Below are 24294 nucleotides of genomic sequence, written 5' to 3'. Positions count from 1 at the left end.
CACCTCAGAACCACAAGAAAGGAATCCACATGAGCCTGCACCTGATCATCGGCGACAAAGATCTATCTTCCTGGTCCCTGCGCGGCGCGTTGGCCCTGGCGCTGACCGGCGCGAAGTACACCGAAGAGCTGGTCAGGCTCGATCAACCCGACACCCGCGAGAAGCTGCTCAAGTATTCGGCCACGGCCAAGGTCCCGTTGCTCAAGACCGAGTTCGGCGTGATCGCCGATTCCCTGGCGATTGCCGAATACCTGGCTGAACAGTTTCCCGAGGCCAGTCTCTGGCCCAAGGATGTGGCCGCCCGGGCCCAGGCACGCTCGGCCTGTGCGCAGATGCACAGCGGTTTTTTTGCCCTGCGCAGCCACATGCCCATGGACCTGCTGCACGATGCGCCGTTGTCGCCGATGCCATCTGATGTGCAGGCGGAAATCCAGCGGATGCTGGCGCTATGGGCCGAATGCCGTGCCACGGCGACCGAAACCGGTCCCTATCTGTTTGGCCGCGTGAGCCTGGCCGATGCGTTTTTTGCTCCTGTTGCCGTGCGCTTGCGCACTTATCAGGTGAAACTGTCGGAGGTCGATGAGGCCTACGTCGAAACCCTATATCAATGGCCAGCGTTCAAGGCGTGGCAACAAGCTGGCCTGGAGGACACTGCGCGGTGAAACGAGTCCATGTGGCGGCGGCGGTCATCCGCGATGCCGCCGGTAAAATCCTGATCGCCCGACGGGCCGACACCCAGCACCAGGGCGGCCTGTGGGAGTTCCCCGGTGGCAAGGTCGAGGCCGATGAGTCCGTCGAAACCGCCCTGGCCCGCGAACTTCATGAAGAGCTGGGCATTGTCGTCGAGGCTGCTCGACCGTTGATCAAGGTGCGTCACGACTACCCGGACAAACAGGTGTTGCTGGATGTCTGGGAAGTCTCTGCGTTCACCGGTGAGCCCCACGGTGCCGAAGGGCAGCCGTTGGCTTGGGTGACGGCCCGCGACCTGACGAACTATGAGTTTCCGGCCGCCAATCAGCCGATCGTCGCGGCGGCCCGTTTGCCGGGCGAGTACCTGATTACCCCTGAAGGTCTTGAGACGCCGGCCTTGCTGCGCGGCATGCAGAAGGCGATTGCCGGTGGGATCAAGTTGGTCCAGCTACGTGCCCCCAATGGTTACGACCCGCAATACCGCGATCTGGCGGTGGACGCGGCGGGGCTGTGTGCCGGCAAGGCCCAGCTGATGCTCAAGGGGCCGTTCGAATGGCTGGGGGATTTTCCTTCCGCTGGCTGGCACATTACCGCCGCACAACTGCGCAAGCATGCTGCGGCCGGTCGACCGTTCGGCAAGGACCGCTGGCTGGCGGCCTCCTGCCATAACGCCGAGGAACTGTCCCTGGCGCAGCAGATGGACGTGGACTTCGTCACGCTCTCGCCGGTGCAACCGACCCAGACCCATCCTGACGCACAGCCGTTGGGGTGGGCAGAGGCGGCGCGGTTGATCGAGGGCTTTAACAGGCCGGTTTATCTGTTGGGCGGAGTCGGGCCTGGCGAGCGACAAAAAGCCTGGGAGGCCGGGGCGCAGGGTGTGGCGGGGATTCGGGCGTTTTGGCCTGAGGCTTGATTTTGTGGTGTAACCGCTGACGCCATCGCGAGCAAGCTCGCTCCCACAGGGGTTCTGTGAGCGTCGAAGATCCCGTGTGGGAGCGAGCTTGCTCGCGATGGCGGCCTCAAGAACGATTCAGCCCCCAGGCTTGGCCGCCGCCACCCAAAGCACTTCCGCCACCCCTTGCCGCCGGGCAATGACCCGCGCGGCCACGAACAGCAGATCCGACAACCGATTGATATAGGCCAGCCCCGGCCCGGCCAGCGGTTCCATGGCGTTCAGTTGCTGGCAACGCCGCTCGGCGCTGCGGGCCAGGCTGCGGCAGACGTGGGCCTGGGCTACCAGCGTCGAGCCACCGGGCAGGATGAAGTTTTCCAGGGGGCCCAATTCCTCGTTCCACCCATCGATCGCCGCTTCCAGCCGCTCGATTTCCGCGACGTTCAAGGCCTGATAAGCCGGCATCGCCAGTTCCCCGCCGAGGTCGAACAGACGGTGCTGACAAGGCGCCAGCACGTCACTGACCTCCTTCAGCCCCGGATGTCGGGTCGTTTCAGTGGCGAGCCCGGCCAGCAATAAACCCAGTTGGCTATTCAGTGTATCCACTTCGCCGATGGCCTCGACCCGTGGGTGGTCCTTTGCCACGCGGCGACCATCGCCCAACCCGGTTTCACCTTTGTCGCCGGTGCGGGTGTAAATCTTCGACAGGCGAAAACCCATGCTCAGCGCTCCAGTTGTCTGTTTTCCTGCGGCACCATCGAAGTGCCCGCCAGGGGCAGGCGCAAGGTGAAGCAGGTGCCTTGACCCGGCGCCGACTGCACTTCCATCTGGCCCTTGTGGTTGTTGGTGATGATGAAGTACGAGACCGACAGCCCCAGGCCCGTGCCCTGGCCGATCTCCTTGGTGGTGAAGAAAGGCTCGAAGGTGCGTTTGCGCACGTTCTCGCTCATGCCGATGCCGTTGTCCTCGACCTGGATTTCCGCCCACGGTGGATTCAACCGCGTACGCAGGATGATACGCCCCGGTTCGCTGTCGTCCTGGCGTTGATGGATCGCCTGGGCGGCGTTTTTCAGCAGATTGAGCAGCACCTGTTCCAGCTCGTTGGCCGTACCGGGTACCGGGCCCAGGTTCGGATCGAATTGACGGGTGATCGCCTGGCCCTTGAAGTCGAAGCCGATGGCCAGGTCGAAGTCGTTGCCGGCGATTTCCACTGCCTGGTCGATCAGCGCGGGCAGGTCGCAAGGCGCCATTTGCCGGGTACTGCGCCGACTGAAACTGAGCATGTGGGTAACGATTTTTGCCGCCCGGGCGCCGGCTTGCTGGATGCCGTCGAGCAACTGCGGGATCTCCCTACCCTGGAGGTAACGATTGACCTCCTCTAACGGGATACCCAGCAGCTCGGCCTGTTCGAGGTTCTTGGGCAGTTCCGGCGACAGGCGTCGGCGGATGTTCTGCACGTTGTGCAGGATCGCGCCCAACGGGTTGTTGATTTCATGGGCCATGCCCGCCGCGAGGCCGCCGACCGAGAGCATTTTCTCCGATTGCACCATCATTTCTTCCAGCGACAGGCGCTGGGTGATGTCATCGATCCGGATGACCACGCCACGCCCGGCGCCCCCCATCAGTGGGTAGAAGGTGAGGGCGTAGTGGCGGGCTTCGTCGTCCTTGGTCCAGGTGACGCGTTCGATCTTGGCCACCGTGTGCTGCTCGACGGTCTGCTTGAGTTGGGGCAGGTACGGCTTGAGCGGTTCGAAAGCGAGGAAGATCGGCTGGTTCAGCGCCTCGTCCAGCCGTGTGCCGGAGAGGGCGCTGGCTTCCTGGTTCCATTGGGTGACGTAGAGCTGCTCGTCGAGGGCGATTAGCGCCGACGGCATGGAGTCGATGATGCTGTTGAGGTAATTCTGGAAACCGGTGAGCTTTTTCTCGATCTTGCTGCGCACCTGGACTTCCAGCTCCAGCTTGCGATTGGTATGGCGGGTTTCTTCCGCCAGGCCCTGGGCCTGGTCGTAGGCGGCCTGGGAATCGTCCCGCGCGCGCTTGAGTTGCTGCTCCCGGGCTTCGATCCGCGACAACATGGTGTTGAACGCCTCGGCCAGGCTGCCGATCTCATCGTGGTTGCCGCGTGCGGCACGCAGGGCATAGTTCTCTTCGCGAGTGACCTGGCGTGACAGTTCTTCAAGTTGATGAATCGGCTGGGTGATCAGGCGCTTGATCTGCTGGGCAATGATCAGCCACAGCAACACGCTGAAAATCAGGATGCCGAGGCTGGCAGTCAGGGTGCCGGTGTAGAACGCGGTCGGCAATTCGCTGCTGGCCACCAGTAACAGATGGCCGGGCAGCGTGCCGGGGCGGGGCAGGGTAATGACCTGGTTGCTGCGAAATTCGCCCGCCTGCCAGGTTTGTATGTTGCGGTATTGGTCCGGCAGCTTGAGCTTTTCGCCCTGTTGCAGTTGTGCCAGGCGTTCGCCCTGGCCGTCGTACAGCGCCGCCGCCCGCAGCGGTGCGTAGCTGTTGAGCTCGTCGAGCAAGCGCTGGGCACTTTGTGGCGATTGCAGGGCGTCGGAGATCAGGCTCGGATTGGCCACCAGTCGGCCAATGGTCTGCAGGGCCTGGGGTGCCATGCTTTCCTGGGAGATGTAGTAGGCGGCGCTGATAAAGGTCAGGTTGGCCACCAGCAGGACAGTGGTCAACAACACCAACAGGGCGGCCAGCAGTTTCTGGCCGACCGGGAGGTTTTCAAGGCGCTGGCGCAATGGCATCAGACTCGTCGCTAAAAAGGAATACGAGGGCCAGCGTAGCCGCTGCTCAGTCGCTGGGCAATCCGAGGTTGTGCAAGTGGACAATCAGTCGCTGTCGCAGTTGTTCCAGGTGCGGCACGCTCAGTTCATGGCGTTGGGCGACCTTGCAGGCATAACCGAGCAAGTAGCTGATTTCGGTGCGGCGCCGATTGGCGACATCCTGGTACATCGAGGAGTAATTGGCGGCGGTGGCCTGGATCACCCGTTCGACTTCCGGCTGCAAATCTTCGGCCGCCGCGGGCTGGCCGCAGCGTTCGAGCAGGTCGGTGAGCTCTGCGCATAAGGTCGCCACTTCGCAGCGGTGTTCCTGCAAGCCGCCGTTCTTGCAGTGGTGCAGCACGGTCAGCGGGTTGATTGCGCAATTGAGCGCCAGCTTGCGCCAGAGCCGGGTGAGGATGTCGGCGCTCCACTCGTGGGGAATGCCGGCAGCGGCCAGGTCGTCGAGCCAGAACGGCGCCACTGGGTGAGCAGGGTCGCCCAGCCAGGTGTAGCCGTGGCCGGCGAATACCACGCGCCAGTCACCGTCGCGGAACGCGCCTTCGGTGCTGGAGGCGCTGAGGCAACGGGCTTGGGGGACGCAATTGGCCACCGCATCCTGGCTGCCGAGGCCGTTCTGCAACAGGATCAGTTCCGATTCGGCGTCCAGGCGATGGGCCACCGAGGCCACGGCCGCTTCCGCGTCGTAGGCTTTGCAGGCCAATAGCAGGCGCCTGATCGGTTCCGGGTTGTCCGCCGTTTCGCCAGGTATCGGGTAGCTCTGCGCCTGGCCCTGTTCCACCAGCGTCAGGCCGCCGGCGCTGCGGTAGGCCTGCAGGCGGGCTTCGTTGCGCAACACCAGCCGAACCGGCAACCCGGCCCGGGCCAGGCGCGTGGCCCACAACGTGCCGAGACTGCCGGCCCCCAGGACATGCCAGGTGGTAGACATCAGTTTTTTACTCGGATTGGCGCAGGCATCTGAGGGCTCGCAGTGTCGGCAGGAAAAGAGCCGTTATAATGAGCCCGATTTTAACCACAAGCCAAGCGCGCGCCGTTGATACTGGCGCGCCTTTTTATTTGGAGAACACTACATGCCGTCATTCGACGTGGTATCCGAACTGGACAAGCACGAAGTCACCAACGCGGTTGAAAACGCCGTCAAGGAACTCGACCGTCGTTATGACCTCAAGGGCAAGGGCAGTTTCGAGTTCAAGGAAAAAGACCTGACCGTGAACCTGACCGCCGAGGCCGACTTCCAGCTCGAGGCGATGATCGAGATCCTCAAGCTGGCGCTGGTCAAGCGCAAGATCGACGTGCAGTGCCTTGAGGTCAAGGACGCCTATGCCTCGGGCAAGCTGATGAAGCAGGAAGCCGTGCTCAAGGAAGGCATCGACAAGGAGCTGGCGAAGAAGATCGTCGCTCATATCAAGGACGCCAAGCTCAAGGTGCAAGCCGCCATCCAGGGCGAGCAGGTGCGAGTCACCGGCAAGAAGCGTGACGACTTGCAGGAAGCCATTGCGGCACTGCGGGGCAAGGAATTCGGCATGCCGCTGCAATTCAACAACTTCCGCGACTGATACTGGGTTGTATTAAACATTGTGGCGCGGGGATAAATCTCCGCGCCACAAAATGCCGCGTGCAACAGGAATAGGAGAGAAAGATGGATTTGAATGCTGAAGTGGACAACCTGGTCAAGGCTTCCCAGACCTGGATCCCCATGATCATGGAATACGGCAGCCGCGTGCTGCTGGCCGTCATCACCCTGGCCATCGGCTGGTGGTTGATCAACAAGGTGACGCAGAAACTGGGTGCGCTGCTGGCTTTGCGTAACGCCGACCTGGCGCTGCAAGGGTTTATCAGTACCCTGGCAAACATCATCCTGAAGATATTGCTGATCGTCAGTGTCGCTTCGATGATCGGTGTGGAAACCACTTCGTTCGTCGCCGCTATCGGTGCGGCCGGCCTGGCGATTGGCCTGGCCCTGCAAGGTAGCCTGGCGAACTTCGCCGGTGGCGTGCTGATCCTGCTGTTTCGCCCGTTCCGCATCGGTGACTGGATCGAAGCCCAGGGTGTGGCCGGTACGGTCGACAGCATCCAGATCTTCCACACCGTGATTCGCACCGGTGACAACAAGACCGTCATCGTGCCAAACGGCAATCTGTCGAACGGCATCATCACCAACACCAATCGCCAGCCGACCCGCAAGGTAGTGTTCGATGTCGGCGTGGATTATCAGGCTGACCTGCAGAAAGCCCGGGAGGTGTTGTTGGCGTTGGCCAAGGATGAGCGCGTGCTGGCCGATCCAGCACCGGAAGCGGTGATTTCCACCTTGGGCGACAGTTCGATCACTGTGTCGTTGCGGGCATGGGTAAAAACGGCGGATTACTGGAGCGTGATCTTCATGCTCAATGAGCAGGCGCGCGATCGTTTGAAGGACGCCGGTATTGATATTCCGTTTCCACAGCGAGTGATTCGGGTGGTTCAGGAATCGACATCGGTGTAACGATCAGTCGTTCGGCTCATGTTTGACCGCTTGATCAGATTTTTAGAAAGAGTGGGTCGGTTAACTAAAGCCAATAAAAAAGGCCCATCCGAGGATGGGCCTTTTTTTGATTACCGCGAACTAGCTTTCGGTGATTACAGAACCGAAATCGGGTAGTCGACGATCAGGCGGAACTCTTTGATATCGCCTTCGCCTTCGTCAGCGTTAGCGTAGTGCCAGGCTTGACGAACACGGAAGGAAAGATCTTTGGCCGGGCCAGACTGAACAACGTACTTGGCTTCCAAGTTGGTTTCGTTGTGCTTGCCGTCTGCACCGTACAGACCAGCGTAAGGGCTGCCTGCTGGAGTGTTGGTGCCGTCGATGTCCCAACCTTTAACGTAACGGGTCATGAAGCTCAGACCAGGAACGCCGTACTCAGCCATCTTGATGTCGTAACGGACCTGGGCAGATTTCTCGTTAGGACCGTTGAAGTCAGAGTACTGGATGGAGTTGGCGAGGAAGATCGAGTCGCCGCCGCGGTTGTTCTTGCCTACACCGATGTAGTCGAACGGCGTGTCGCCGTTGATTTTCTGGAAGCCAACGGTGATGGTGTGCGCTTTCAGGAACGAGAAAGCAGCTGCGAGGGAGAACGCGGTGTTGCTGATCTCACCAGCCTTGGAGCTGCCAGTGTCGGTGGTGCGGTAGATGTTACCGTCCAGGTTCAGGGACTGATCGCCACCCATTGGGATGGTGTAGTTCAGGTTACCGTAGTACTGGTTCCAGATGTCTTCCAGCTGGGCGCCGTAGATCGATGCGCTCAGGTTGTCGCTGAATGCATATTTACCACCAGCGTAGTCGATGGTGTTGGCTTCTACGCCAGCGTAGGTTGCAAACAGGCCGCCATCACGAGCGTTACGGTCCTGGCTGGTTGCCGAGTAGAAGTGGCCGGCTTCGAGGTCAAGGTCTTTGACTTCGCTGCTCTGCAGTTGGAAACCGCTGGCAGTTTGAGGCAGGACACGGGAGCCACCGACAGCGAACACTGGGGCAGTGCTTGGCTGCTGGTCACCGACTTTCAGCTCGGTCTTGGAGACGCGGAATTTAACCGCCGCGCCGGCTTTGCCTTGGCTGTCGTTGACGTGGCCATCGGCATCGCGGCTCATGTTGCCGGTGCCGCCAGTGCCGTCACCGCCGTCCAGTTTGACTGCCAGGTAACCGAACGCATCAACGCCGACGCCTACGGTGCCTTGGGTGTAACCGGAGTTGAAGTTGCCCCAGATACCTTGGGTCCAGTCTTTCTGATCGGTTGCGCCATCTTTGCGATCACGGTTGAAGTAGTAGTTGCGCAGCAGCAGTTTAGCGCTGGCATCTTCAACAAAACCTTTGGCTTCAGCCTGGTCACTTACGAAAGGTGCGGCCGAGGCCATTTGAGTACTGGCTGCTGCTGCAACTGCCAGTGCGATCATGCTCCACTTCATCACGCGCATCGTGATTTGCTCCTTTGGTTTTAGAAGAGTACTGCCGTCCCACCTGTTTTATTATCTGGGCGGCTCTTTCTTTTTGTGTCGGCGCAAACTTATATCACGCCGACCCTATTGGCGATACTTGCCCATTCAACCTTTCAGCTTCTTTACGACCATGTCGCCAATGGCTCGATCCATGTCGCATTTCAGCTGTTCCGACGCAACCGTATTCACAACTTTAATGTTGTTTTTTCTTTTCCGGCATCGGTGTAAAGAGTCCGTCATTACCGCGTTTGAAGCTCCTGAGGGCAGCCTTGCCACTTTAATTTGTATGTCGGCAGGTTCCCATTTCCGGCGGGTCCTTTGGACAGTGCGGGGATGAATGCAACAAGCATGCTCAAACCCGGATTTCGTTTACATTTTTTTCACATTTTACCGATTGACTCGGTGAAACCTCATGAAACCGGGCTCCAAAGGCCTTGTTTTAAATAGGGTTGACTCGTGTGCGGCTCTCGTGTTTGACGCCGGCAAACGTGGCAAGACAATCAAAAACGTTACCGGTTCACCCTACCCAGTGAGTAAATCACGGATACTTTGTGCACTGAGCGTAGACGCACTGTGCAGTTTTGGTGCAAAAAATTTTCAAGCTGTACGAAAATCTTACAGCCTCGATGCCTTTCCCGAGCCCTGGCACGGTCCTGTCAGGACCCTGTCGTGCCGCCTGCGCCGTGTTGGTGCGTCAGCTTGCACAGGTTGATGCGGTGTGTTGAAAAAAACATTCGAAGACCGGGCATCAGGACGGTACGCAGTGATCGATCCGGCGTTCGCAGGTATGCTGCGCGTCTGAGTCCGATGCAGGCCTGCGGGCCGCCAAACCGGGCAGAACCGATAACGAGCGAGGAGTACACGCGGTGTTCGCTTTAGATCCACGACTGCAACAAGACACATTGCCCATCGGTGATTTCCCGTTGTGCCGATTGCTCTTGTCCAACGATTCGAACTACCCGTGGTTCATCCTCGTACCGCGGCGGGAAGATATCAGCGAATTGTTTCAATTGGATGACGCTGATCAACAGCAGCTGTGGAAAGAAACCACGGCGTTGGCCGAAACCCTCAAGGATTCGTTTGATGCCGACAAGATGAACGTTGCAACCTTGGGTAACGTTGTCAGTCAATTGCACATGCATGTCATCGTGCGTAAGCGTGATGACGCCGCCTGGCCTGCGCCGGTCTGGGGCAAGCACTCGGCCCAGCCTTATAATGCAGGGCAGGTCGCGGCCATTCGTGAACGGTTGCGAGTGGCCTTGACCGATGATTTCAAGTTTCTGGAGGGTTGAACCATGAACCTTGAAGACCGCGTAACCGATCTGGAAAGCCGCCTGGCGTTTCAGGATGACACCATCCAGGCATTGAACGATGTGCTTGTGGAGCAGCAGCGGATCGTCGAGCGGCTGCAGCTGCAGATGGCGGCGTTGCTCAAGCGCCAGGAAGAAATGGTCGGGCAGTTCGAGTCGTTCGAAGAAGAGGCGCCGCCGCCTCACTACTGACTGGGCCCGACTCTCGTTTGACGGGCAATAAAAAACCGCGAGCAGCCAGGCTGCATCGCGGTTTTTTTACGCTGGGATCAGCGGCGCGGCAGCGCGGCGATCACATCTTCGGCCTGCAGGCCCTTGTCGCGGTTCATTACGGAGAACTCCACGCGCTGGCCTTCCACCAGGACGCGATGGCCTTCGCCACGAATGGCCCGGAAATGCACGAAAATGTCATCGCCGGAGTCGCGGGAGATGAAGCCGAACCCCTTGGACGTATTGAACCACTTCACCGTGCCGGTATCGCGGTTGGACATGTCGTAGTTCTGCGCAGCGGCGGCCGGCGACGACTTCTTGTAGAAGCTGACGGCCAGGTGCAGTGCCACGGCGAGCAGTGCTGCGCCCAGGCTGAACAGAATGGCCGGTTGACCACCGATTTCCGGCATGGGCGCCAGCAGGGCCAGGGTTTGCAGGGCGACGGCCAGCACCAGCAGGGCGCTGACCAGGTTTTGCAGTTGGTGACGTGGACCTTTGTTCCAGTAAGGAATGACGGGTGCAAGGGTCAGGTTGAGCAGGCCGAAAAAGGCCAGGTACAGTGCATCGGGGTGTTGCAGGTAAGGTGTGGCTTCGGAACCCAGGCTAGGGATGAAGGACAGCAGCAGGGCAGCTGCGCCCATTAGCAAGTGGACGATTTTCAACATTTTGATTGGCTCACGGTTAAGACAGATCACAAGGAAGAGCTGGTCGGGGGCGGTTCGCTTCGAAACAATGAGAGGCGTTGGACACGTACCCGAATCAGCCTATGCGCCACACCCGGGAAAATAAGCGTAGCGACACACTGCCTATTTAACAGCAAAGCCCCGGCCTTCTCAAACTCGTTACGGGCACGTACCGCGCTGTTCGTCGGCCAGAAAAGTCCCGCCGGTGCTTACTCGGTGTACGCGCGCCTTTCTTCTATTAAAGAAGAGGGAGGCGTGCCGGGTGCCGAAGACATGATCCGGCAAGTGATGACGTGGCGTGGGCCACATTCCCAGCGTGCGGCGTGTAGGACGACGTAATTCGTCGCCTGCCTGCTGTTGGCTTGTCCTACGCCCATGGTCATAAAGTCGTCTGGAACTGGCGATGCCGTTGAGCTTCCATAGAGCCACAGATGGAGTGTTCCAACTGAGAGGCTCGTATGGCAAAGGAGTGTCAACGGTATGATTCAAGGAAAAGAACCGGAGGAGGGTGTGCGTGGACGCTTTCAGTCCATCCGCGTCGATCCGTTCGTCAGGGGGTTCGACATGCAGCTGGTGCGTCCCCTGGCCCGATCCATTCGTCTGAACGGGTTCGCCACCTGTCTGCGGCTGGAACAGGTCTATTGGGATATCCTCGGCGACATGGCCCAGCTCAACCGCTGTTCCATCAGTACGTTGTTGTCCCATGTCGACAGGGAGGTGCACCTGCGCCATGGCGGGGTGCGCAATTTCAGCGCGCTGGTGCGTGTGGTCTGCGTGGTGCACAGCTTGAAGGACGCCGGGATGGAGCATGGTGGGGCGTAGGAGCTGCCGAAGGCTGCGATCTTTTGATCTTGATCTTGATTTTTCGCTTGCGACTCAAGTGTCTGGGGCAAGATCGCAGCCTCGTTGCACTCGTCAGCTCCTACACGCGGTCTTACGGCTGCACAGGCCGCATTTAATGGATATAATCCCGCTCTTTGCCGCAAAGCCCAGCCTTTGCGCGAGTAACCTGATCGCCGAGACAACCCCATGCCGATGTACGACTATCAATGTGCTTCCTGTGGTCATCAGATGGAAGCCATTCAAAAGATCAGCGCGGCACCGCTGGTCGACTGCCCTGCCTGCCAGGCGCCAGAACTGAAAAAGATGCTGTCCATGCCTGGTTTCCGCCTCGGCGGCACAGGCTGGTATGAAACCGACTTCAAGACCGGCGCCAAGAAGAATTTGGCCGGTGGCGACAAAGCTGATTGAGTTGAACACGCGCGAGTGCTTGCACGGGCAGGTCCTCCAACCGAATTTCGAATTACGAGAAGTGAAACCACTATCATGATGCGCAGCCATTATTGCGGCCAACTGAACGAAAGCCTGGAAGGTCAGGAAGTTACTCTTTGCGGATGGGTCCATCGTCGCCGTGACCATGGCGGGGTGATTTTCCTCGATATCCGTGATCGTGAAGGCCTGGCCCAGGTGGTGTTCGATCCGGACCGCGCTGAAACCTTCGCCGCCGCCGACCGCGTGCGCAGCGAATACGTGGTCAAGGTCACCGGCAAGGTGCGTCTGCGCCCGGCTGGCGCCGGCAACGCCAACATGGCGTCTGGCATGATCGAAGTGCTGGGCTACGAACTGGAAGTGCTCAACGAATCGGAAACCCCGCCGTTCCCGCTCAACGAATACTCCGACGTGGGCGAAGAAACCCGCCTGCGCTACCGCTTCATCGACCTGCGTCGCCCGGAAATGGCCGAGAAGCTGCGCCTGCGTTCGCGCATGACCACCAGCATCCGTCGTTACCTGGACGAGAACGGCTTCCTCGACGTCGAGACGCCGATCCTGACCCGCGCCACGCCGGAAGGCGCCCGCGACTACCTGGTACCGAGCCGTACCCACCCCGGCAGCTTCTTCGCCTTGCCGCAATCGCCACAGCTGTTCAAGCAACTGCTGATGGTTGCCGGGTTCGACCGCTATTACCAGATCGCCAAGTGCTTCCGCGACGAAGACCTGCGTGCCGACCGTCAGCCTGAGTTCACTCAGATCGACATCGAGACCAGCTTCCTCGACGAAAAAGACATCATGGGCCTGACCGAAGGCATGATCCGCAACCTGTTCAAGGAAGTGCTGGGTCTGGAATTCGGCGAGTTCCCGCACATGACCTTCGAAGAGGCCATGCGCCGCTACGGTTCCGACAAGCCGGACCTGCGTAACCCGCTGGAGCTGGTGGACGTGGCTGACCAGCTCAAGGAAGTGGATTTCAAGGTGTTCAGCGGCCCGGCCAACGACCCGAAATGCCGTATCGCAGCTCTGCGCGTTCCTGGCGGGGCCAGCATGCCGCGCAAGCAGATCGACGACTACACCAAGTTCGTCGGCATCTACGGTGCCAAGGGGCTGGCCTACATCAAGGTCAACGAGCGCGCCGCGGGTGTTGATGGCCTGCAATCGCCGATCGTGAAAAACATCCCTGAAGCCAACCTCAATGTGATCCTCGATCGGGTGGGCGCGGTTGACGGCGACATCGTGTTCTTCGGCGCCGACAAGGCCAAGATCGTCAGCGAAGCCCTGGGCGCGCTGCGCATCAAGCTGGGTCACGACCTGAAGCTGCTGACTTGCGAGTGGGCGCCAATGTGGGTCGTTGACTTCCCGATGTTCGAAGAAAACGACGACGGCAGCTTCTCGGCGCTGCACCACCCGTTCACCGCGCCGAAGTGCTCGCCGCAAGAGTTGGAGGCCAACCCGGCCACCGCTCTGTCGCGCGCTTACGACATGGTCCTGAACGGCACCGAGCTGGGTGGCGGTTCGATCCGTATCCATCGCAAGGAAATGCAACAGGCCGTGTTCCGCCTGCTGGGCATCAACGAAGCCGAGCAGGAAGAGAAGTTCGGCTTCCTGCTCGACGCCCTGAAATACGGTGCACCGCCCCACGGTGGCCTGGCCTTCGGCCTGGACCGCCTGGTGATGCTGATGACCGGCGCCCAGTCGATCCGTGAAGTGATCGCGTTCCCGAAAACCCAGAGCGCGGCCGATGTCATGACCCAGGCGCCGGGTGTGGTGGACGCCAAGGCATTGCGCGAGTTGCACATTCGTCTGCGTGAACAGCCAAAGGCTGAGTAAGGCTGGCACCTGAGAGGGCGCATCTTCGGATGCGCCTTTTCATTGGGGTCGATATTTCTGATTGCCGGCCACTGCGTGCGCGCAGGGCGGGCAATGTTCCAAAGAGAAACGGAGCGAGTTATGGCAGGTCATTCCAAGTGGGCGAACATCAAGCACCGCAAAGAACGTCAGGATGCCAAGAGAGGCAAGATCTTCACCAAGTGGATCCGTGAGCTGACGGTCGCGGCCCGCCAGGGTGGCGGCGACCCGGGTTCCAACCCGCGCTTGCGCCTGGCCCTGGACAAGGCGCTGGGTGCCAACATGAGCCGTGACATCATCGACCGGGCCATCGCCCGTGGCGCCGGTGCGACCGAGGCCGACAACGTTGAAGAGCTGACCTACGAAGGTTATGGCCCGGGCGGTGTGGCGGTGATGGTCGAATGCATGACCGACAACCGCAACCGTACTGCCGCCGCCGTGCGTCACGCGTTCAGCAAATGCGGTGGCAACCTGGGCACCGACGGCTCGGTGGCCTATCTGTTCGAGCGCAAGGGGCAGATCAGCTTCGCGCCGGGCCTCGATGAAGATGCCCTGACGGAAGCGGCCTTGGAGGCCGACGCCGATGACGTGGTCAGCCACGAAGACGGCTCGTTCGACGTGTTCACTTCGTTCGCCAGCTTCTATGCCGTGCGCAACGCCCTGGAGGCGGCCGGCTTCAAGCCTGCCGACGCAGAGATCGTCATGCAGCCGACCACCAGTGCCGAACTGGACCTGGAAGGCGCCGAGAAGGTGCTCAAGCTGATCGACATGCTTGAAGACCTGGACGATGTGCAGAACGTCTACTCTAACGCGGATATCCCGGAGTCGGTGGCTGAACAGCTCGGCTGAGAAGGCCTGTTCAAATATTGACGATTGCCAATGATCAACCTGTGGGAGCGAGCTTGCTCGCGATAGCGATACGTCAGTCAACACAGTGCTTGCTGACCCGACGCCATCGCGAGCAAGCTCGCTCCCACAGGTCTGGATAACTCCCCTTCAAACCGCAGGCGCTATGACTTTAATCCTTGGTATCGACCCTGGTTCGCGCATCACCGGCTACGGTGTGGTTCGCGATACCGGGCGCGGCTGCGTGTACGTCGCGTCTGGTTGCATCCGCACCGGGGCGGGTGAACTGCACGAGCGCTTGCAGATCGTTTATCGCGGCGTGCGCGAAGTTATCCAGACCTACGGCCCGGTCACCATGGGCATCGAAAAGGTTTTCATGGCGCGCAACGCCGACTCGGCCTTGAAGCTGGGACAGGCCCGGGGCGCGGCAATCGTTGCCGGCGCCGAGGAAAACCTGGAAATCGCCGAGTACAGCGCGACCCAGGTCAAGCAGGCAGTCGTCGGAACCGGGGCGGCGAACAAGGAGCAGGTGCAAATGATGGTGATGCACCTGTTGAAACTGGTCAGCAAGCCGCAGATCGATGCCTCCGACGCCCTGGCCATTGCCATTTGCCATGCCCATACCCGTTCCAGCCTGTTGCCTCACGGCCTGGGAACCGCACGCAGTCGTGGCGGGCGCCTGCGTCTCTGATAGCATCAGCGCAATCTTTCGTGAGCCCGAGCATCTTGCGCCTGTGTCGTCGGCCTTCATGCACGGGCTGTTACTCGCCAGCCAGCAGGCTGGCCAACACCCAAGGATCTGAAACGTGATTGGACGCTTGCGCGGCACCCTGGCTGAAAAACAGCCGCCGCACCTGATTCTGGATGTAAACGGCCTGGGCTATGAGCTGGAAGTGCCCATGACCACGCTGTATCGCTTGCCGTCGGTCGGCGAGCCGCTGACCCTGCACACCCATTTGGTCGTGCGCGAGGATGCGCAGTTACTCTATGGCTTTGTCGGCAAGCGCGAGCGGGACTTCTTTCGCGAACTGATCCGTCTCAATGGCGTCGGCCCGAAACTGGCCCTGGCCTTGATGTCGAGCCTGGAAGTCGATGAATTGGTGCGTTGTGTGCAGTCCCAGGACACCTCGGCCCTGACCAAGGTGCCGGGTGTGGGCAAGAAAACCGCCGAGCGCCTGCTGGTCGAACTCAAGGACCGCTTCAAGGCCTGGGAGGCGGTGCCGGCGATGTTCGCCCTGGTGCCGAACCAGCCGGACGCGCCTGCGCCTGCGGTCAGCGCCGAAAACGATGCAGTCACCGCGCTGATCTCCCTGGGCTACAAGCCGCAGGAAGCCAGCAAGGCGATTTCCGCTATCAAGGAAAAAGGCCTGAGCACTGAAGACATGATTCGTCGTGCCCTGAAGGGAATGATTTAAGTGATTGAAGCTGACCGCCTGATCGCCGCCACGGGCGCGCCCCGTGACCGCGAGGAAATCCAGGACCGCGCGATTCGTCCTGTCAGCCTGGCCGACTACATCGGTCAACCGACCGTGCGCGAGCAGATGGAATTGTTCATCCAGGCCGCCCGTGGGCGCAGCGAGTCGCTGGACCACACCTTGATCTTCGGCCCGCCGGGCCTGGGCAAGACCACCCTGGCCAACATCATTGCCCAGGAAATGGGCGTCTCGATCAAGAGCACGTCCGGGCCGGTCCTTGAGCGGCCGGGTGACCTGGCGGCGCTGCTGACCAACCTTGAGCCCCATGATGTGCTGTTCATCGACGAAATCCATCGGCTGTCGCCGATCGTCGAGGAAGTGCTGTACCCGGCCATGGAAGATTTCCAGCTCGACATCATGATCGGCGAAGGACCGGCGGCACGCTCCATCAAGTTGGACCTGCCGCCCTTCACCCTGGTGGGCGCCACCACCCGCGCTGGCATGCTGACCAACCCGTTGCGGGACCGCTTCGGTATCGTCCAGCGCCTGGAGTTCTACAACAACGCCGACCTGGCGACGATTGTCAGCCGCTCGGCGGGCATCCTCGGGTTGCCGCTGGATCCGGACGGTGCGTATGAGATCGCCCGGCGTGCCCGGGGCACGCCGCGGATCGCCAACCGCCTGCTGCGCCGGGTCCGGGATTTTGCCGAAGTCCGGGCCAAGGGCCACATCACCAAGCCGATTGCCGACCTGGCATTGAACCTGCTGGACATCGACGAGCGTGGTTTCGACCACCAGGACCGGCGCCTGCTGCTGACCATGATCGAGAAGTTCGACGGTGGCCCGGTGGGCGTGGACAGCCTGGCCGCGGCCATCAGTGAAGAGCGCCACACCATTGAAGATGTGCTGGAACCGTACCTGATCCAGCAGGGCTACATCATGCGTACCCCTCGCGGGCGCGTGGTGACCCGTCATGCTTATCTGCATTTTGGCTTAAACATCCCGACACGAATGGGTGAGATGCCGGTGGTAGACGAATTCCTCGATGCCGTGGACGATTGAACGAGCTCTGTACGCCGACTTTTTTCCAGTTCGTGCTGTCCCAGACGACGCCTGGAGCGTCAATGCGTTCGAGAATGAAAAAACAGTTGCCTGGCCGATTGGCAACCTGAGGAGTAAGCACTAGAGTATGCGCGCGCAAAACGGGCTGGAGTCGTTCGCACATCGCTGTCGCGTTTATTACGAGGACACCGATGCTGGCGGCATCGTCTACTACGTCAATTACCTCAAGTTTATGGAACGGGCTCGAACCGAACGGCTGCGGGAACTGGGTTTTGCCCAATCCGCGCTGGCAGGGGAGGACCTGTTATTCGTCGTGCATTCCAGCGAAGCGCGCTACCACGCGCCGGCGCGACTGGACGACGAACTGGTGGTAAGTGCCGATGTCATCGAATTGAACCGTGTCAGCCTGCGTTTCAAGCAGCAGGTCAGGCGGGCTACGGATAACGTGCTGCTCTGTGAAGGGCAGTTTTTGGTGGCCTGTGTGCGCACCCATAGTTTGAAACCCCGGGCCATTCCCGAAGCTCTACGTGCGGCCTTTGCCGGCGTGAGCGGCGCGGGTACACACTCAGAGCAGGAGATAAAGCGTGGAAGCTAACGTCGTCGACCATACCTCCATGTGGAGCTTGGTCAGCAATGCCAGCGTCGTGGTGCAGTTGGTAATGCTGATCCTGGTAGCCGCATCGGTGACCTCATGGATCATGATTTTTCAGCGCAGCAACATGCTGCGCGCCGGTCGCCGTGCCCTGGAGAGCTTCGAAGAGCGCTTCTGGTCCGGCATCGACCTGTCCAAGCTCTACCGTCAGGCCGGGAGCAACCCGGACCCGGATTCGGGCGTGGAGCAGATCTTCCGTGCCGGCTTCAAGGAATTCTCCCGTCTGCGCCAGCAGCCAGGGGTTGACCCGGAAGCGGTGATGGAGGGCGTGGCCCGTGCCATGCGCGTGGCCATCTCCCGCGAGGAAGAAAAACTCGAACAGGGCCTGTCGTTCCTCGCCACCGTCGGTTCGGTCAGCCCGTACATCGGTCTGTTCGGCACCGTGTGGGGGATCATGAACTCCTTCCGTGGCCTGGCCTCTGCCCAACAAGCGACCCTGGCCACCGTAGCCCCGGGTATTGCCGAGGCACTGGTTGCCACCGCCATCGGCCTGTTCGCGGCCATTCCAGCCGTGATCGCCTACAACCGCTTCGCTGCCCGTAGCGAAGCGCTGACCAGCCGTTACTACACCTTCGCCGATGAATTCCAGGCGATCCTGCACCGCAAAGTGCACACCAGCGAAGAATAAGCAGGTATTTCCCCATGGCTTTAATCGCTCGAGCCCGAAACAAGCGCAAGCCGGTTGCCGAGATGAACGTGGTGCCCTACATCGACGTGATGTTGGTGCTGCTGGTCATCTTCATGGTGACCGCGCCGATGCTCAATCAGGGCGTGAAGGTCGATCTGCCCAAGGTTTCCAGCGAAGCCTTGCCGCAGGACAACAACACCCAGGTACTGACCATTTCGATCAAGGCTGACAAGACCTACTACTGGAACCTTGGCAGCGAAGTCGACACCGAGAAGCAGCAGGACCGGGCCATGACCTTGCCGCAGATGACCGATGCGGTGACCAAGATCATTCGTGTCGGCAACGATGCAGGCAAGCGCACGCAGGTCTTCATTCGCGGTGACAAGACCGTCGACTACGGTGCCGTGATGGGCGCCATGGGCGGCCTGCAGAAAGCCGGGGTCGGTAATGTTGGCTTGATCACCGAGGCCCCCTGATGCAGCAACAGCGAGAGCCGTCCGCCTCGGAAAGCTACTTCTGGCCTAGTGTCCTGGCAATCGGTCTGCACGTACTGGTGTTCGGCATGCTGTTCGTCAGTTTTGCCATGACCCCTGAGCTGCCGCCGGCCAAGCCGATCGTGCAGGCGACGTTGTACCAGCTCAAGTCGAAAAGCCAGGCGACCACCCAGACCAACCAGAAGCTTGCCGGTGAGGCGAAGAAATCCGCCGCGCGCCAGACTGAAGTCGAGCAGATGGAGCAGAAGAAGGTCGAGCAGGAAGCGATAAAGGCTGCGGAACAAAAGAAAGAGGACGCGGCTCAAAAGGCCGAGGAAGCCAAGAAGGCCGATGAGGCGAAGAAAGCGGACGAGGCGAAAAAGGCTGACGAAGCCAAGAAAGCCGACGAAGCGAAGAAAACCGCCGAGGCCAAAAAGGCAGAAGAGAAACAATTGGCTGATATAGCCAAGAAGAAAGCCGAAGAAGAAGCCAAGAAAGCTGCTGAAGAAGAGGCCAAGAAAGCGGCCGCTGAAGAAGCGAAGAAGAAGATCGTCGAGGACGCGAAGAAGAAAGCGGCCGAAGACGCCAAGAAAAAAGCTGAAGCTGACGAGGCGAAAAAGAAAGTCGCCGAGGACGCGAAGAAGAAAGCCGCCGCCGACGCCGCCAAGAAAAAGGCCCAGGATGCAGCGCGTAAATCCGCCGAAGACAAAAAGGCCCAGGCCTTGGCAGATCTGCTTTCCGACACGCCGGAGCGCCAGCAGGCATTGGCTGATGAGCAGGGCGATGAAGTCGCCGGCAGCTACGATGACTTGATTCGCGCACGAGCGGCAGAAGGCTGGGCTCGTCCCCCTTCGGCGCGCAAAGGCATGACGGTAGTATTGCAAATCGGCATGTTGCCCGACGGTACGGTTACCTCGGTCAGCGTCGCCAAGTCCAGTGGTGACGGTCCGTTCGACGCTTCGGCGGTCGCAGCGGTCAAGAACATTGGGCGATTGACGGAAATGCAAGGAATGAAACCGAGCGACTTTGCTCCCTATCGTTCATTCAAGATGACATTCACACCTGAGGATCTAGCCTTGTGAGAAACCTTCTTCGATCAATGCTGGTCGTTATCTGCTGCCTGGCAGGGATAGCGGTAGCAGAGGAAAAGAACATCCTGGTCACCAGCGGCAGCGACCGGGCGACCCCGATCGCCGTCGTACCGTTCGGCTGGCAGGGCGGTAGCGTCCTGCCGGACGACATGGCGGAAATCATCGGCAACGACCTGCGCAACTCGGGTTACTACGCGCCGATTCCGAAGCAGAACATGATCAGCCTGCCGACCCAGGTCAGCGAAGTCATCTACCGTGACTGGAAGGCCCTGGGCGCCCAGTACATCATGGTCGGCAGCATCGTTCCGGCTGGCGGCCGCCTGCAGGTGCAGTACGCCCTGTTCAACGTCGCCACCGAACAGCAAGTGCTGACCGGCAGCGTGTCGGGCAGTGTCGATCAGTTGCGCGACATGTCGCACTACATCGCCGACCAGTCGTTCGAGAAACTCACCGGCATCAAGGGTGCGTTCTCCACGCGCATGCTCTACGTGACGGCCGAGCGCTTCTCCGAGAACAACACCCGCTACACCCTGCAGCGCTCCGACTATGACGGCGCGCGTGCGGTGACCTTGCTGCAATCGCGCGAGCCGATCCTGTCGCCGCGCTTCGCCCCCGATGGCAAGCGCATCGCCTATGTCTCGTTCGAGCAGAAGCGTCCGCGCATTTTCGTGCAGCACATCGACACTGGTCGTCGTGAGCAGATCACCAACTTTGAAGGCCTGAATGGCGCGCCAGCCTGGTCGCCGGACGGTTCGCGCCTGGCGTTCGTACTGTCCAAGGACGGTAACCCGGACATTTATGTGATGAACCTGGCTTCGCGTTCGATCTCCCGCGTCACCAATGGCCCGGGCATCAACACCGAACCGTTCTGGGGCAAGGATGGCTCGACCATCTACTTCACCTCCGACCGTGGCGGCAAACCACAGATCTACAAGACCAGTGCTGGTGGTGGCGGTGCCGAACGCGTGACGTTCGTCGGTAACTACAACGCCAACCCTAAACTGTCGGCAGATGAAAAGACCCTGGTGATGATCCATCGCCAGGATGGTTTCACTAATTTCAAGGTGGCGGCCCAGGATTTGCAGCGCGGTAGCGTAAAAATCCTCACTGATAGCACTCTGGACGAGTCACCCACTGTTGCGCCCAACGGCACCATGGTAATCTACGCCACCCGCCAGCAGGGCCGGGGAGTCTTGATGCTCGTGTCCATTAATGGACGCGTGAGGCTCCCGCTTCCTACCGCTCAAGGCGAAGTCAGAGAACCGTCCTGGTCCCCTTACCTGAACTGACGCGGCGCTATACGTTTTACTTAACACACTGGGGTTCATTAGGAGTTTCACGATGGAAATGCTGAAGTTTGGTAAATTTGCTGCGCTGGCTCTGGCCATGGCTGTAGCTGTAGGTTGCTCGTCCAAAGGCGGCGACAATGCCGGTGAAGGCGCTGTTGATCCAAACGCTGGTTACGGCGCTAACACCGGTGCAGTTGACGGCTCCCTGAGCGAAGAAGCTGCTCTGCGCGCAATCACCACCTTCTACTTCGAATACGACAGCTCGGACCTGAAGCCAGAAGCCATGCGCGCTCTGGACGTTCACGCCAAAGACCTGAAGTCGAACGGCGCTCGCGTTGTTCTGGAAGGCAACACCGACGAACGTGGTACTCGTGAGTACAACATGGCACTGGGCGAGCGTCGTGCGAAAGCCGTTCAACGCTACCTGGTACTGCAAGGTGTTTCCCCAGCTCAGCTGGAACTGGTTTCCTACGGCGAAGAGCGTCCAGTTGCTACCGGCAACGACGAGCAGTCCTGGGCTCAAAACCGTCGCGTCGAACTGCGTAAGTAATTCGTCATGCGAACGTGCCGTCGTGCTGTAACTGTTCTGGCTCTCAGCCTCGCGCCGCTTGCGGCGTGGGCTGCGGTTCCTGTGGTCGATAACGATGCCGGCTATAACAATAGCGGGAGCAGCTATCCGCCTGCAGGTTACGGTACGAACGGCGCCTATGCCGGGGGAGGGGTTTCGGCCCCTGTCTCGGCACAGGGCGAGCTGTTCAACCAGCTCCAGCAAATGCAGGATCAGCTTTCGCGCCAGCAAGGCGTGATCGAAGTTCTGCAGAATGATATTTCGCGCATGAAGCAGGAAAACCTGGAGCGATACCAGGATCTTGATCGGCGCATAGGAACCGGCGTTGCACCTGCACCTGCCGCGACTCCTGAGAATTCTCCTGCCGGTGGCGACTTGAACGCCCCCGGTGCAGCCGCAGGCGCGGGGGCAGCTGCTCCCGCAGCACCTGCCGCCGGTGGCGAGCCGGCTGATCCGGCGAAGGAAAAGCTCTATTACGATGCTGCCTTCGACCTGATCAAGGCCAAGGATTTCGACAAGGCCAGCCAGGCCTTTGCCGCTTTCCTGCGCAAATACCCAAACAGCCAGTACGCGGGCAATGCCCAATACTGGTTGGGCGAAGTGAACCTGGCCAAGGGCGACCTGCAAGGTGCCGGCCAGGCATTCGCCAAGGTTTCGCAACTGTATCCCAAGCACGCCAAGGTGCCGGATTCGCTGTACAAGCTGGCTGATGTAGAGCGCCGCCTCGGTCACACCGACAAGGTAAAAGGCATTCTGCAGCAGGTGGTGGCCCAATATCCGGGTACATCTGCCGCCCAGTTGGCCCAGCGTGATCTGCAACGCATGTAAGCTGGCTTGACCTGTTTTGAAGAAACCCGCGCCTGTCGCGGGTTTTTTCGTTAGAATTCACGCCCTTTTTATGAAACACGCTTTTTGGGATCTGCGCGTTGGCGGGGTTCCTTGAAGTGCCTGACGGAGGCGGACAGCCTGTTTAGCTGTTACGCCCGTGGCGACTATGCAAGACACATTGAGAATCACCGAAGTTTTTTACTCGTTGCAGGGTGAAACACGGACGGCTGGGCTGCCCACAGTATTTGTGCGCCTCACCGGTTGCCCGTTGCGTTGCCAATACTGCGACAGTGCCTATGCGTTCAGCGGCGGCACCTTGCGAACCCTCGACGATATCCTTGAGCAAGTGGCCAGTTATCGTCCGCGTTATGTCTGCGTCACGGGCGGCGAGCCATTGGCGCAACCCAACGCCATCCCCTTGCTCAAGCAGTTGTGTGATGCCGGTTACGAGGTTTCCCTGGAAACCAGCGGCGCCTTGGATATCTCGGCTGTCGACCCGCGCGTCAGTCGCGTCGTGGACCTGAAAACTCCAGGCTCCAAGGAAGCGCACCGCAACCGTTACGAGAATATCGAGTTGCTGACCCCCAACGATCAGGTCAAATTCGTGATCTGTTCACGGGAAGATTACGACTGGGCCGTGTCCAAGCTGATCCAGTACGGGCTCGACCAGCGGGCCGGCGAAGTATTGTTGTCGCCGAGCCATCACGATTTGAGCGCCCGGGACCTGGCGGACTGGGTGGTGGCGGATAACCTGCCGGTGCGCCTGCAACTGCAGCTGCATAAATATCTTTGGAACGACGAGCCGGGGCGCTGATATGACTGAACATTCGAACATTGCAGAAAAACGTGCGGTCATCCTGTTGTCCGGCGGCCTGGATTCGGCCACCGTCGTGGCCATGGCCCATGCCGAGGGGTACCGCTGCTACACCATGAGTTTCGATTATGGTCAGCGCCACCGCGCAGAACTGCACGCTGCCGAGCGAGTGGCCCGGGACCTGGGCGTGGTGGAACACAAAGTGATCGGCCTGAACCTCAACGGCATTGGTGGCTCGGCCTTGACCGACAGCTCCATCGACGTGCCGCAGGCGCCTAGCGAAGGCATCCCGGTGACGTATGTGCCGGCGCGTAACACCGTATTCCTGTCCTTGGCATTGGGCTGGGCCGAAGTGCTGGGCGCCCGTGATATTTTCATCGGCGTCAATGCCGTGGATTACTCCGGTTACCCGGATTGCCGCCCGGAGTTCGTCGAAGCCTTCGAGCGCATGGCGAACCTGGCGACCAAGGCCGGCGTAGAAGGGCAGGGTTTCCGCATCCAGGCGCCGTTGCAGAATCTCAGCAAGGCCGACATCGTCAAGGCCGGTGTGAAGCTTGGCGTGGACTACGGGCTCACTGTTTCCTGCTATCAGGCCGACGATCAGGGCCGTGCTTGCGGCAAGTGCGACAGCTGCCGCCTGCGCGCAGAAGGCTTTGCGGCGGCGGGTGTGAGCGATCCAACCCGTTATTTTTGATTTATTTCAAACTAGGTGTTGAATAGTCCTTAGAAATCAGTATTATACGCGCCACCACACAGCGGGTCGTTAGCTCAGTTGGTAGAGCAGTTGGCTTTTAACCAATTGGTCGTAGGTTCGAATCCCACACGACCCACCATTTTTTGCAGTTTTAAAAGTCTGGAAGGCCCACGAAAGTGAGGATTTCCGGATTTTTTTTTGCCTGAAATTCAGCGTCCCCCCGCCCAAGGGCAGGGAGTCAGTAGTCCTGTCGTGGAGCAGTCGCCAT

The 24294-nt window shown here is 60.0% G+C and carries 27 protein-coding genes, 1 tRNA gene and 1 pseudogene; 24 read left to right on the top strand and 5 right to left on the bottom strand.

The annotated features are described in order from the left end of the window. Positions 1-29: 29 nt before the first annotated feature. Positions 30-662 carry a glutathione S-transferase family protein gene (locus QMK47_RS22925; protein ID WP_253477592.1) on the top strand — a complete coding sequence of 211 codons (633 nt, stop codon included), beginning with the start codon at positions 30-32 and terminating at the stop codon, positions 660-662. Further along, positions 659-1603 carry a Nudix family hydrolase gene (locus QMK47_RS22920; protein ID WP_253477589.1) on the top strand — a complete coding sequence of 315 codons (945 nt, stop codon included), beginning with the start codon at positions 659-661 and terminating at the stop codon, positions 1601-1603. The genes QMK47_RS22925 and QMK47_RS22920 overlap by 4 nt, the downstream gene beginning before the upstream one ends. Before the next feature lie 117 nt (positions 1604-1720). On the opposite strand, the gene QMK47_RS22915 is transcribed toward QMK47_RS22920, so the two are convergent. Genes QMK47_RS22915 through QMK47_RS22905 form a run of 3 tightly spaced genes read right to left on the bottom strand, consistent with a single transcriptional unit; the run spans position 1721 to position 5305 of the window. Beyond that, entirely contained in the window at positions 1721-2302 is a 582-nt protein-coding gene (locus QMK47_RS22915; RefSeq protein ID WP_258689213.1) for a cob(I)yrinic acid a,c-diamide adenosyltransferase, read from the bottom strand. Between the two features lie 2 nt (positions 2303-2304). After that, a complete protein-coding gene (locus QMK47_RS22910) occupies positions 2305-4341 on the bottom strand; it encodes an ATP-binding protein (protein ID WP_214509410.1) in 2037 nt (678 codons plus the stop codon). 46 nt (positions 4342-4387) lie between these two features. Next, complete coding sequence (locus QMK47_RS22905) at positions 4388-5305, bottom strand: putative 2-dehydropantoate 2-reductase (RefSeq protein ID WP_320389371.1); 918 nt, start codon at positions 5303-5305, stop codon at positions 4388-4390. A 142-nt stretch (positions 5306-5447) separates the two neighbouring features. On the opposite strand from QMK47_RS22905, the gene QMK47_RS22900 reads away from it, so the two are divergent. Together QMK47_RS22900 and QMK47_RS22895 are read left to right on the top strand one after the other, a co-directional pair. Further along, complete coding sequence (locus QMK47_RS22900; protein WP_003205057.1) at positions 5448-5933, top strand: YajQ family cyclic di-GMP-binding protein; 486 nt, start codon at positions 5448-5450, stop codon at positions 5931-5933. Between the two features lie 83 nt (positions 5934-6016). Beyond that, a complete protein-coding gene (locus tag QMK47_RS22895) occupies positions 6017-6859 on the top strand; it encodes a mechanosensitive ion channel family protein (RefSeq protein WP_214509412.1) in 843 nt (280 codons plus the stop codon). Between the two features lie 134 nt (positions 6860-6993). Here QMK47_RS22895 and QMK47_RS22890 read toward each other — a convergent pair whose 3' ends face one another. Continuing rightward, positions 6994-8322, bottom strand: coding sequence for an OprD family porin (locus tag QMK47_RS22890; protein WP_214509413.1), 1329 nt, complete (start codon positions 8320-8322; stop codon positions 6994-6996). 887 nt (positions 8323-9209) lie between these two features. On the opposite strand from QMK47_RS22890, the gene QMK47_RS22885 reads away from it, so the two are divergent. Both QMK47_RS22885 and QMK47_RS22880 read left to right on the top strand, forming a co-directional pair. Next, positions 9210-9635: an HIT family protein gene (locus QMK47_RS22885; RefSeq protein WP_253477579.1), complete on the top strand. Its 426-nt coding sequence runs from the start codon at positions 9210-9212 to the stop codon at positions 9633-9635. A 3-nt stretch (positions 9636-9638) separates the two neighbouring features. Beyond that, positions 9639-9845, top strand: a complete 207-nt coding sequence (locus tag QMK47_RS22880; RefSeq protein ID WP_253477576.1) for a SlyX family protein — start codon at positions 9639-9641, stop codon at positions 9843-9845. A 77-nt stretch (positions 9846-9922) separates the two neighbouring features. Here QMK47_RS22880 and QMK47_RS22875 read toward each other — a convergent pair whose 3' ends face one another. After that, positions 9923-10528, bottom strand: a complete 606-nt coding sequence (locus tag QMK47_RS22875) for a cold-shock protein (RefSeq protein WP_003205048.1) — start codon at positions 10526-10528, stop codon at positions 9923-9925. 222 nt (positions 10529-10750) lie between these two features. Between QMK47_RS22875 and QMK47_RS22870 the strand changes: the two are divergent. From QMK47_RS22870 to QMK47_RS22785, 18 genes and pseudogenes are all read left to right on the top strand, one after another. Next, positions 10751-10879, top strand: a pseudogene (locus QMK47_RS22870) (hypothetical protein); the annotation flags it as partial. Between the two features lie 147 nt (positions 10880-11026). Next, positions 11027-11368 carry a ribbon-helix-helix domain-containing protein gene (locus QMK47_RS22865; RefSeq protein ID WP_214509416.1) on the top strand — a complete coding sequence of 114 codons (342 nt, stop codon included), beginning with the start codon at positions 11027-11029 and terminating at the stop codon, positions 11366-11368. A gap of 207 nt (positions 11369-11575) precedes the next feature. Next, positions 11576-11797 carry an FmdB family zinc ribbon protein gene (locus QMK47_RS22860; protein WP_003178589.1) on the top strand — a complete coding sequence of 74 codons (222 nt, stop codon included), beginning with the start codon at positions 11576-11578 and terminating at the stop codon, positions 11795-11797. A 75-nt stretch (positions 11798-11872) separates the two neighbouring features. Beyond that, positions 11873-13648: an aspartate--tRNA ligase gene (gene aspS, locus QMK47_RS22855; protein WP_014339921.1), complete on the top strand. Its 1776-nt coding sequence runs from the start codon at positions 11873-11875 to the stop codon at positions 13646-13648. Between the two features lie 120 nt (positions 13649-13768). Next, positions 13769-14515, top strand: a complete 747-nt coding sequence (locus QMK47_RS22850) for a YebC/PmpR family DNA-binding transcriptional regulator (RefSeq protein WP_018614256.1) — start codon at positions 13769-13771, stop codon at positions 14513-14515. A gap of 163 nt (positions 14516-14678) precedes the next feature. Further along, entirely contained in the window at positions 14679-15203 is a 525-nt protein-coding gene (gene ruvC / locus QMK47_RS22845; RefSeq protein ID WP_003178595.1) for a crossover junction endodeoxyribonuclease RuvC, read from the top strand. Positions 15204-15318: 115 nt separating this feature from the next. Next, complete coding sequence (gene ruvA, locus QMK47_RS22840; RefSeq protein ID WP_058542614.1) at positions 15319-15927, top strand: Holliday junction branch migration protein RuvA; 609 nt, start codon at positions 15319-15321, stop codon at positions 15925-15927. After that, on the top strand, positions 15928-16989 hold the full coding sequence (gene ruvB / locus QMK47_RS22835; RefSeq protein ID WP_003178599.1) for a Holliday junction branch migration DNA helicase RuvB: 1062 nt from the start codon (positions 15928-15930) through the stop codon (positions 16987-16989). A 127-nt stretch (positions 16990-17116) separates the two neighbouring features. Beyond that, positions 17117-17584, top strand: coding sequence for a tol-pal system-associated acyl-CoA thioesterase (gene ybgC / locus QMK47_RS22830; RefSeq protein ID WP_003205037.1), 468 nt, complete (start codon positions 17117-17119; stop codon positions 17582-17584). Continuing rightward, on the top strand, positions 17574-18269 hold the full coding sequence (gene tolQ, locus QMK47_RS22825; protein WP_003205035.1) for a protein TolQ: 696 nt from the start codon (positions 17574-17576) through the stop codon (positions 18267-18269). The genes ybgC and tolQ overlap by 11 nt, the downstream gene beginning before the upstream one ends. A 23-nt stretch (positions 18270-18292) precedes the next feature. Further along, complete coding sequence (tolR, locus tag QMK47_RS22820; protein WP_161796096.1) at positions 18293-18745, top strand: protein TolR; 453 nt, start codon at positions 18293-18295, stop codon at positions 18743-18745. After that, the gene (gene tolA, locus QMK47_RS22815) at positions 18745-19824 is read left to right on the top strand and encodes a cell envelope integrity protein TolA (RefSeq protein ID WP_253477570.1); all 1080 of its coding nucleotides are present in this window, start codon (positions 18745-18747) and stop codon (positions 19822-19824) included. Before tolR ends, tolA begins: the two co-directional genes overlap by 1 nt. After that, positions 19821-21122, top strand: coding sequence for a Tol-Pal system beta propeller repeat protein TolB (gene tolB / locus QMK47_RS22810; protein WP_408980818.1), 1302 nt, complete (start codon positions 19821-19823; stop codon positions 21120-21122). Before tolA ends, tolB begins: the two co-directional genes overlap by 4 nt. A 52-nt stretch (positions 21123-21174) precedes the next feature. Then, positions 21175-21672: a peptidoglycan-associated lipoprotein Pal gene (pal, locus tag QMK47_RS22805; RefSeq protein WP_003205029.1), complete on the top strand. Its 498-nt coding sequence runs from the start codon at positions 21175-21177 to the stop codon at positions 21670-21672. A gap of 6 nt (positions 21673-21678) precedes the next feature. After that, a complete protein-coding gene (gene ybgF / locus QMK47_RS22800; protein ID WP_038856000.1) occupies positions 21679-22518 on the top strand; it encodes a tol-pal system protein YbgF in 840 nt (279 codons plus the stop codon). 166 nt (positions 22519-22684) lie between these two features. Then, complete coding sequence (gene queE / locus QMK47_RS22795) at positions 22685-23332, top strand: 7-carboxy-7-deazaguanine synthase QueE (protein WP_003205025.1); 648 nt, start codon at positions 22685-22687, stop codon at positions 23330-23332. A gap of 19 nt (positions 23333-23351) precedes the next feature. Next, positions 23352-24026, top strand: a complete 675-nt coding sequence (gene queC / locus QMK47_RS22790) for a 7-cyano-7-deazaguanine synthase QueC (protein ID WP_320390548.1) — start codon at positions 23352-23354, stop codon at positions 24024-24026. 63 nt (positions 24027-24089) lie between these two features. Continuing rightward, positions 24090-24165 (top strand) — tRNA-Lys (locus QMK47_RS22785). Positions 24166-24294: the final 129 nt, after the last annotated feature.

Origin of the sequence: Pseudomonas sp. P9_35 (assembly GCF_034008205.1) — a bacterium.
GTDB classification, from domain to species: domain Bacteria; phylum Pseudomonadota; class Gammaproteobacteria; order Pseudomonadales; family Pseudomonadaceae; genus Aquipseudomonas; species Aquipseudomonas kilonensis.
The sequence above is the reverse complement of the archived record's forward strand: the minus strand, read 5'-3'. Positions and strand labels throughout refer to the sequence as shown.

Bases quoted from the DNA above. Each gene is read 5' to 3' on its own strand.
- QMK47_RS22900 (WP_003205057.1), top strand. From the start codon at position 5,448: ATGCCGTCATTCGACGTGGTATCCGAACTGGACAAGCACGAAGTCACC.
- queE (WP_003205025.1), top strand. From the start codon at position 22,685: ATGCAAGACACATTGAGAATCACCGAAGTTTTTTACTCGTTGCAGGGT.
- QMK47_RS22890 (WP_214509413.1), bottom strand. From the start codon at position 8,322: ATGCGCGTGATGAAGTGGAGCATGATCGCACTGGCAGTTGCAGCAGCA.
- QMK47_RS22925 (WP_253477592.1), top strand. From the start codon at position 30: ATGAGCCTGCACCTGATCATCGGCGACAAAGATCTATCTTCCTGGTCC.
- tolA (WP_253477570.1), top strand. From the start codon at position 18,745: ATGCAGCAACAGCGAGAGCCGTCCGCCTCGGAAAGCTACTTCTGGCCT.
- QMK47_RS22905 (WP_320389371.1), bottom strand. From the start codon at position 5,305: ATGTCTACCACCTGGCATGTCCTGGGGGCCGGCAGTCTCGGCACGTTG.
- QMK47_RS22850 (WP_018614256.1), top strand. From the start codon at position 13,769: ATGGCAGGTCATTCCAAGTGGGCGAACATCAAGCACCGCAAAGAACGT.
- aspS (WP_014339921.1), top strand. From the start codon at position 11,873: ATGATGCGCAGCCATTATTGCGGCCAACTGAACGAAAGCCTGGAAGGT.
- ruvC (WP_003178595.1), top strand. From the start codon at position 14,679: ATGACTTTAATCCTTGGTATCGACCCTGGTTCGCGCATCACCGGCTAC.
- QMK47_RS22880 (WP_253477576.1), top strand. From the start codon at position 9,639: ATGAACCTTGAAGACCGCGTAACCGATCTGGAAAGCCGCCTGGCGTTT.
- QMK47_RS22875 (WP_003205048.1), bottom strand. From the start codon at position 10,528: ATGTTGAAAATCGTCCACTTGCTAATGGGCGCAGCTGCCCTGCTGCTG.
- pal (WP_003205029.1), top strand. From the start codon at position 21,175: ATGGAAATGCTGAAGTTTGGTAAATTTGCTGCGCTGGCTCTGGCCATG.
- QMK47_RS22915 (WP_258689213.1), bottom strand. From the start codon at position 2,302: ATGGGTTTTCGCCTGTCGAAGATTTACACCCGCACCGGCGACAAAGGT.
- QMK47_RS22910 (WP_214509410.1), bottom strand. From the start codon at position 4,341: ATGCCATTGCGCCAGCGCCTTGAAAACCTCCCGGTCGGCCAGAAACTG.
- QMK47_RS22895 (WP_214509412.1), top strand. From the start codon at position 6,017: ATGGATTTGAATGCTGAAGTGGACAACCTGGTCAAGGCTTCCCAGACC.
- QMK47_RS22860 (WP_003178589.1), top strand. From the start codon at position 11,576: ATGCCGATGTACGACTATCAATGTGCTTCCTGTGGTCATCAGATGGAA.
- ybgF (WP_038856000.1), top strand. From the start codon at position 21,679: ATGCGAACGTGCCGTCGTGCTGTAACTGTTCTGGCTCTCAGCCTCGCG.
- QMK47_RS22865 (WP_214509416.1), top strand. From the start codon at position 11,027: ATGATTCAAGGAAAAGAACCGGAGGAGGGTGTGCGTGGACGCTTTCAG.
- ybgC (WP_003205037.1), top strand. From the start codon at position 17,117: ATGCGCGCGCAAAACGGGCTGGAGTCGTTCGCACATCGCTGTCGCGTT.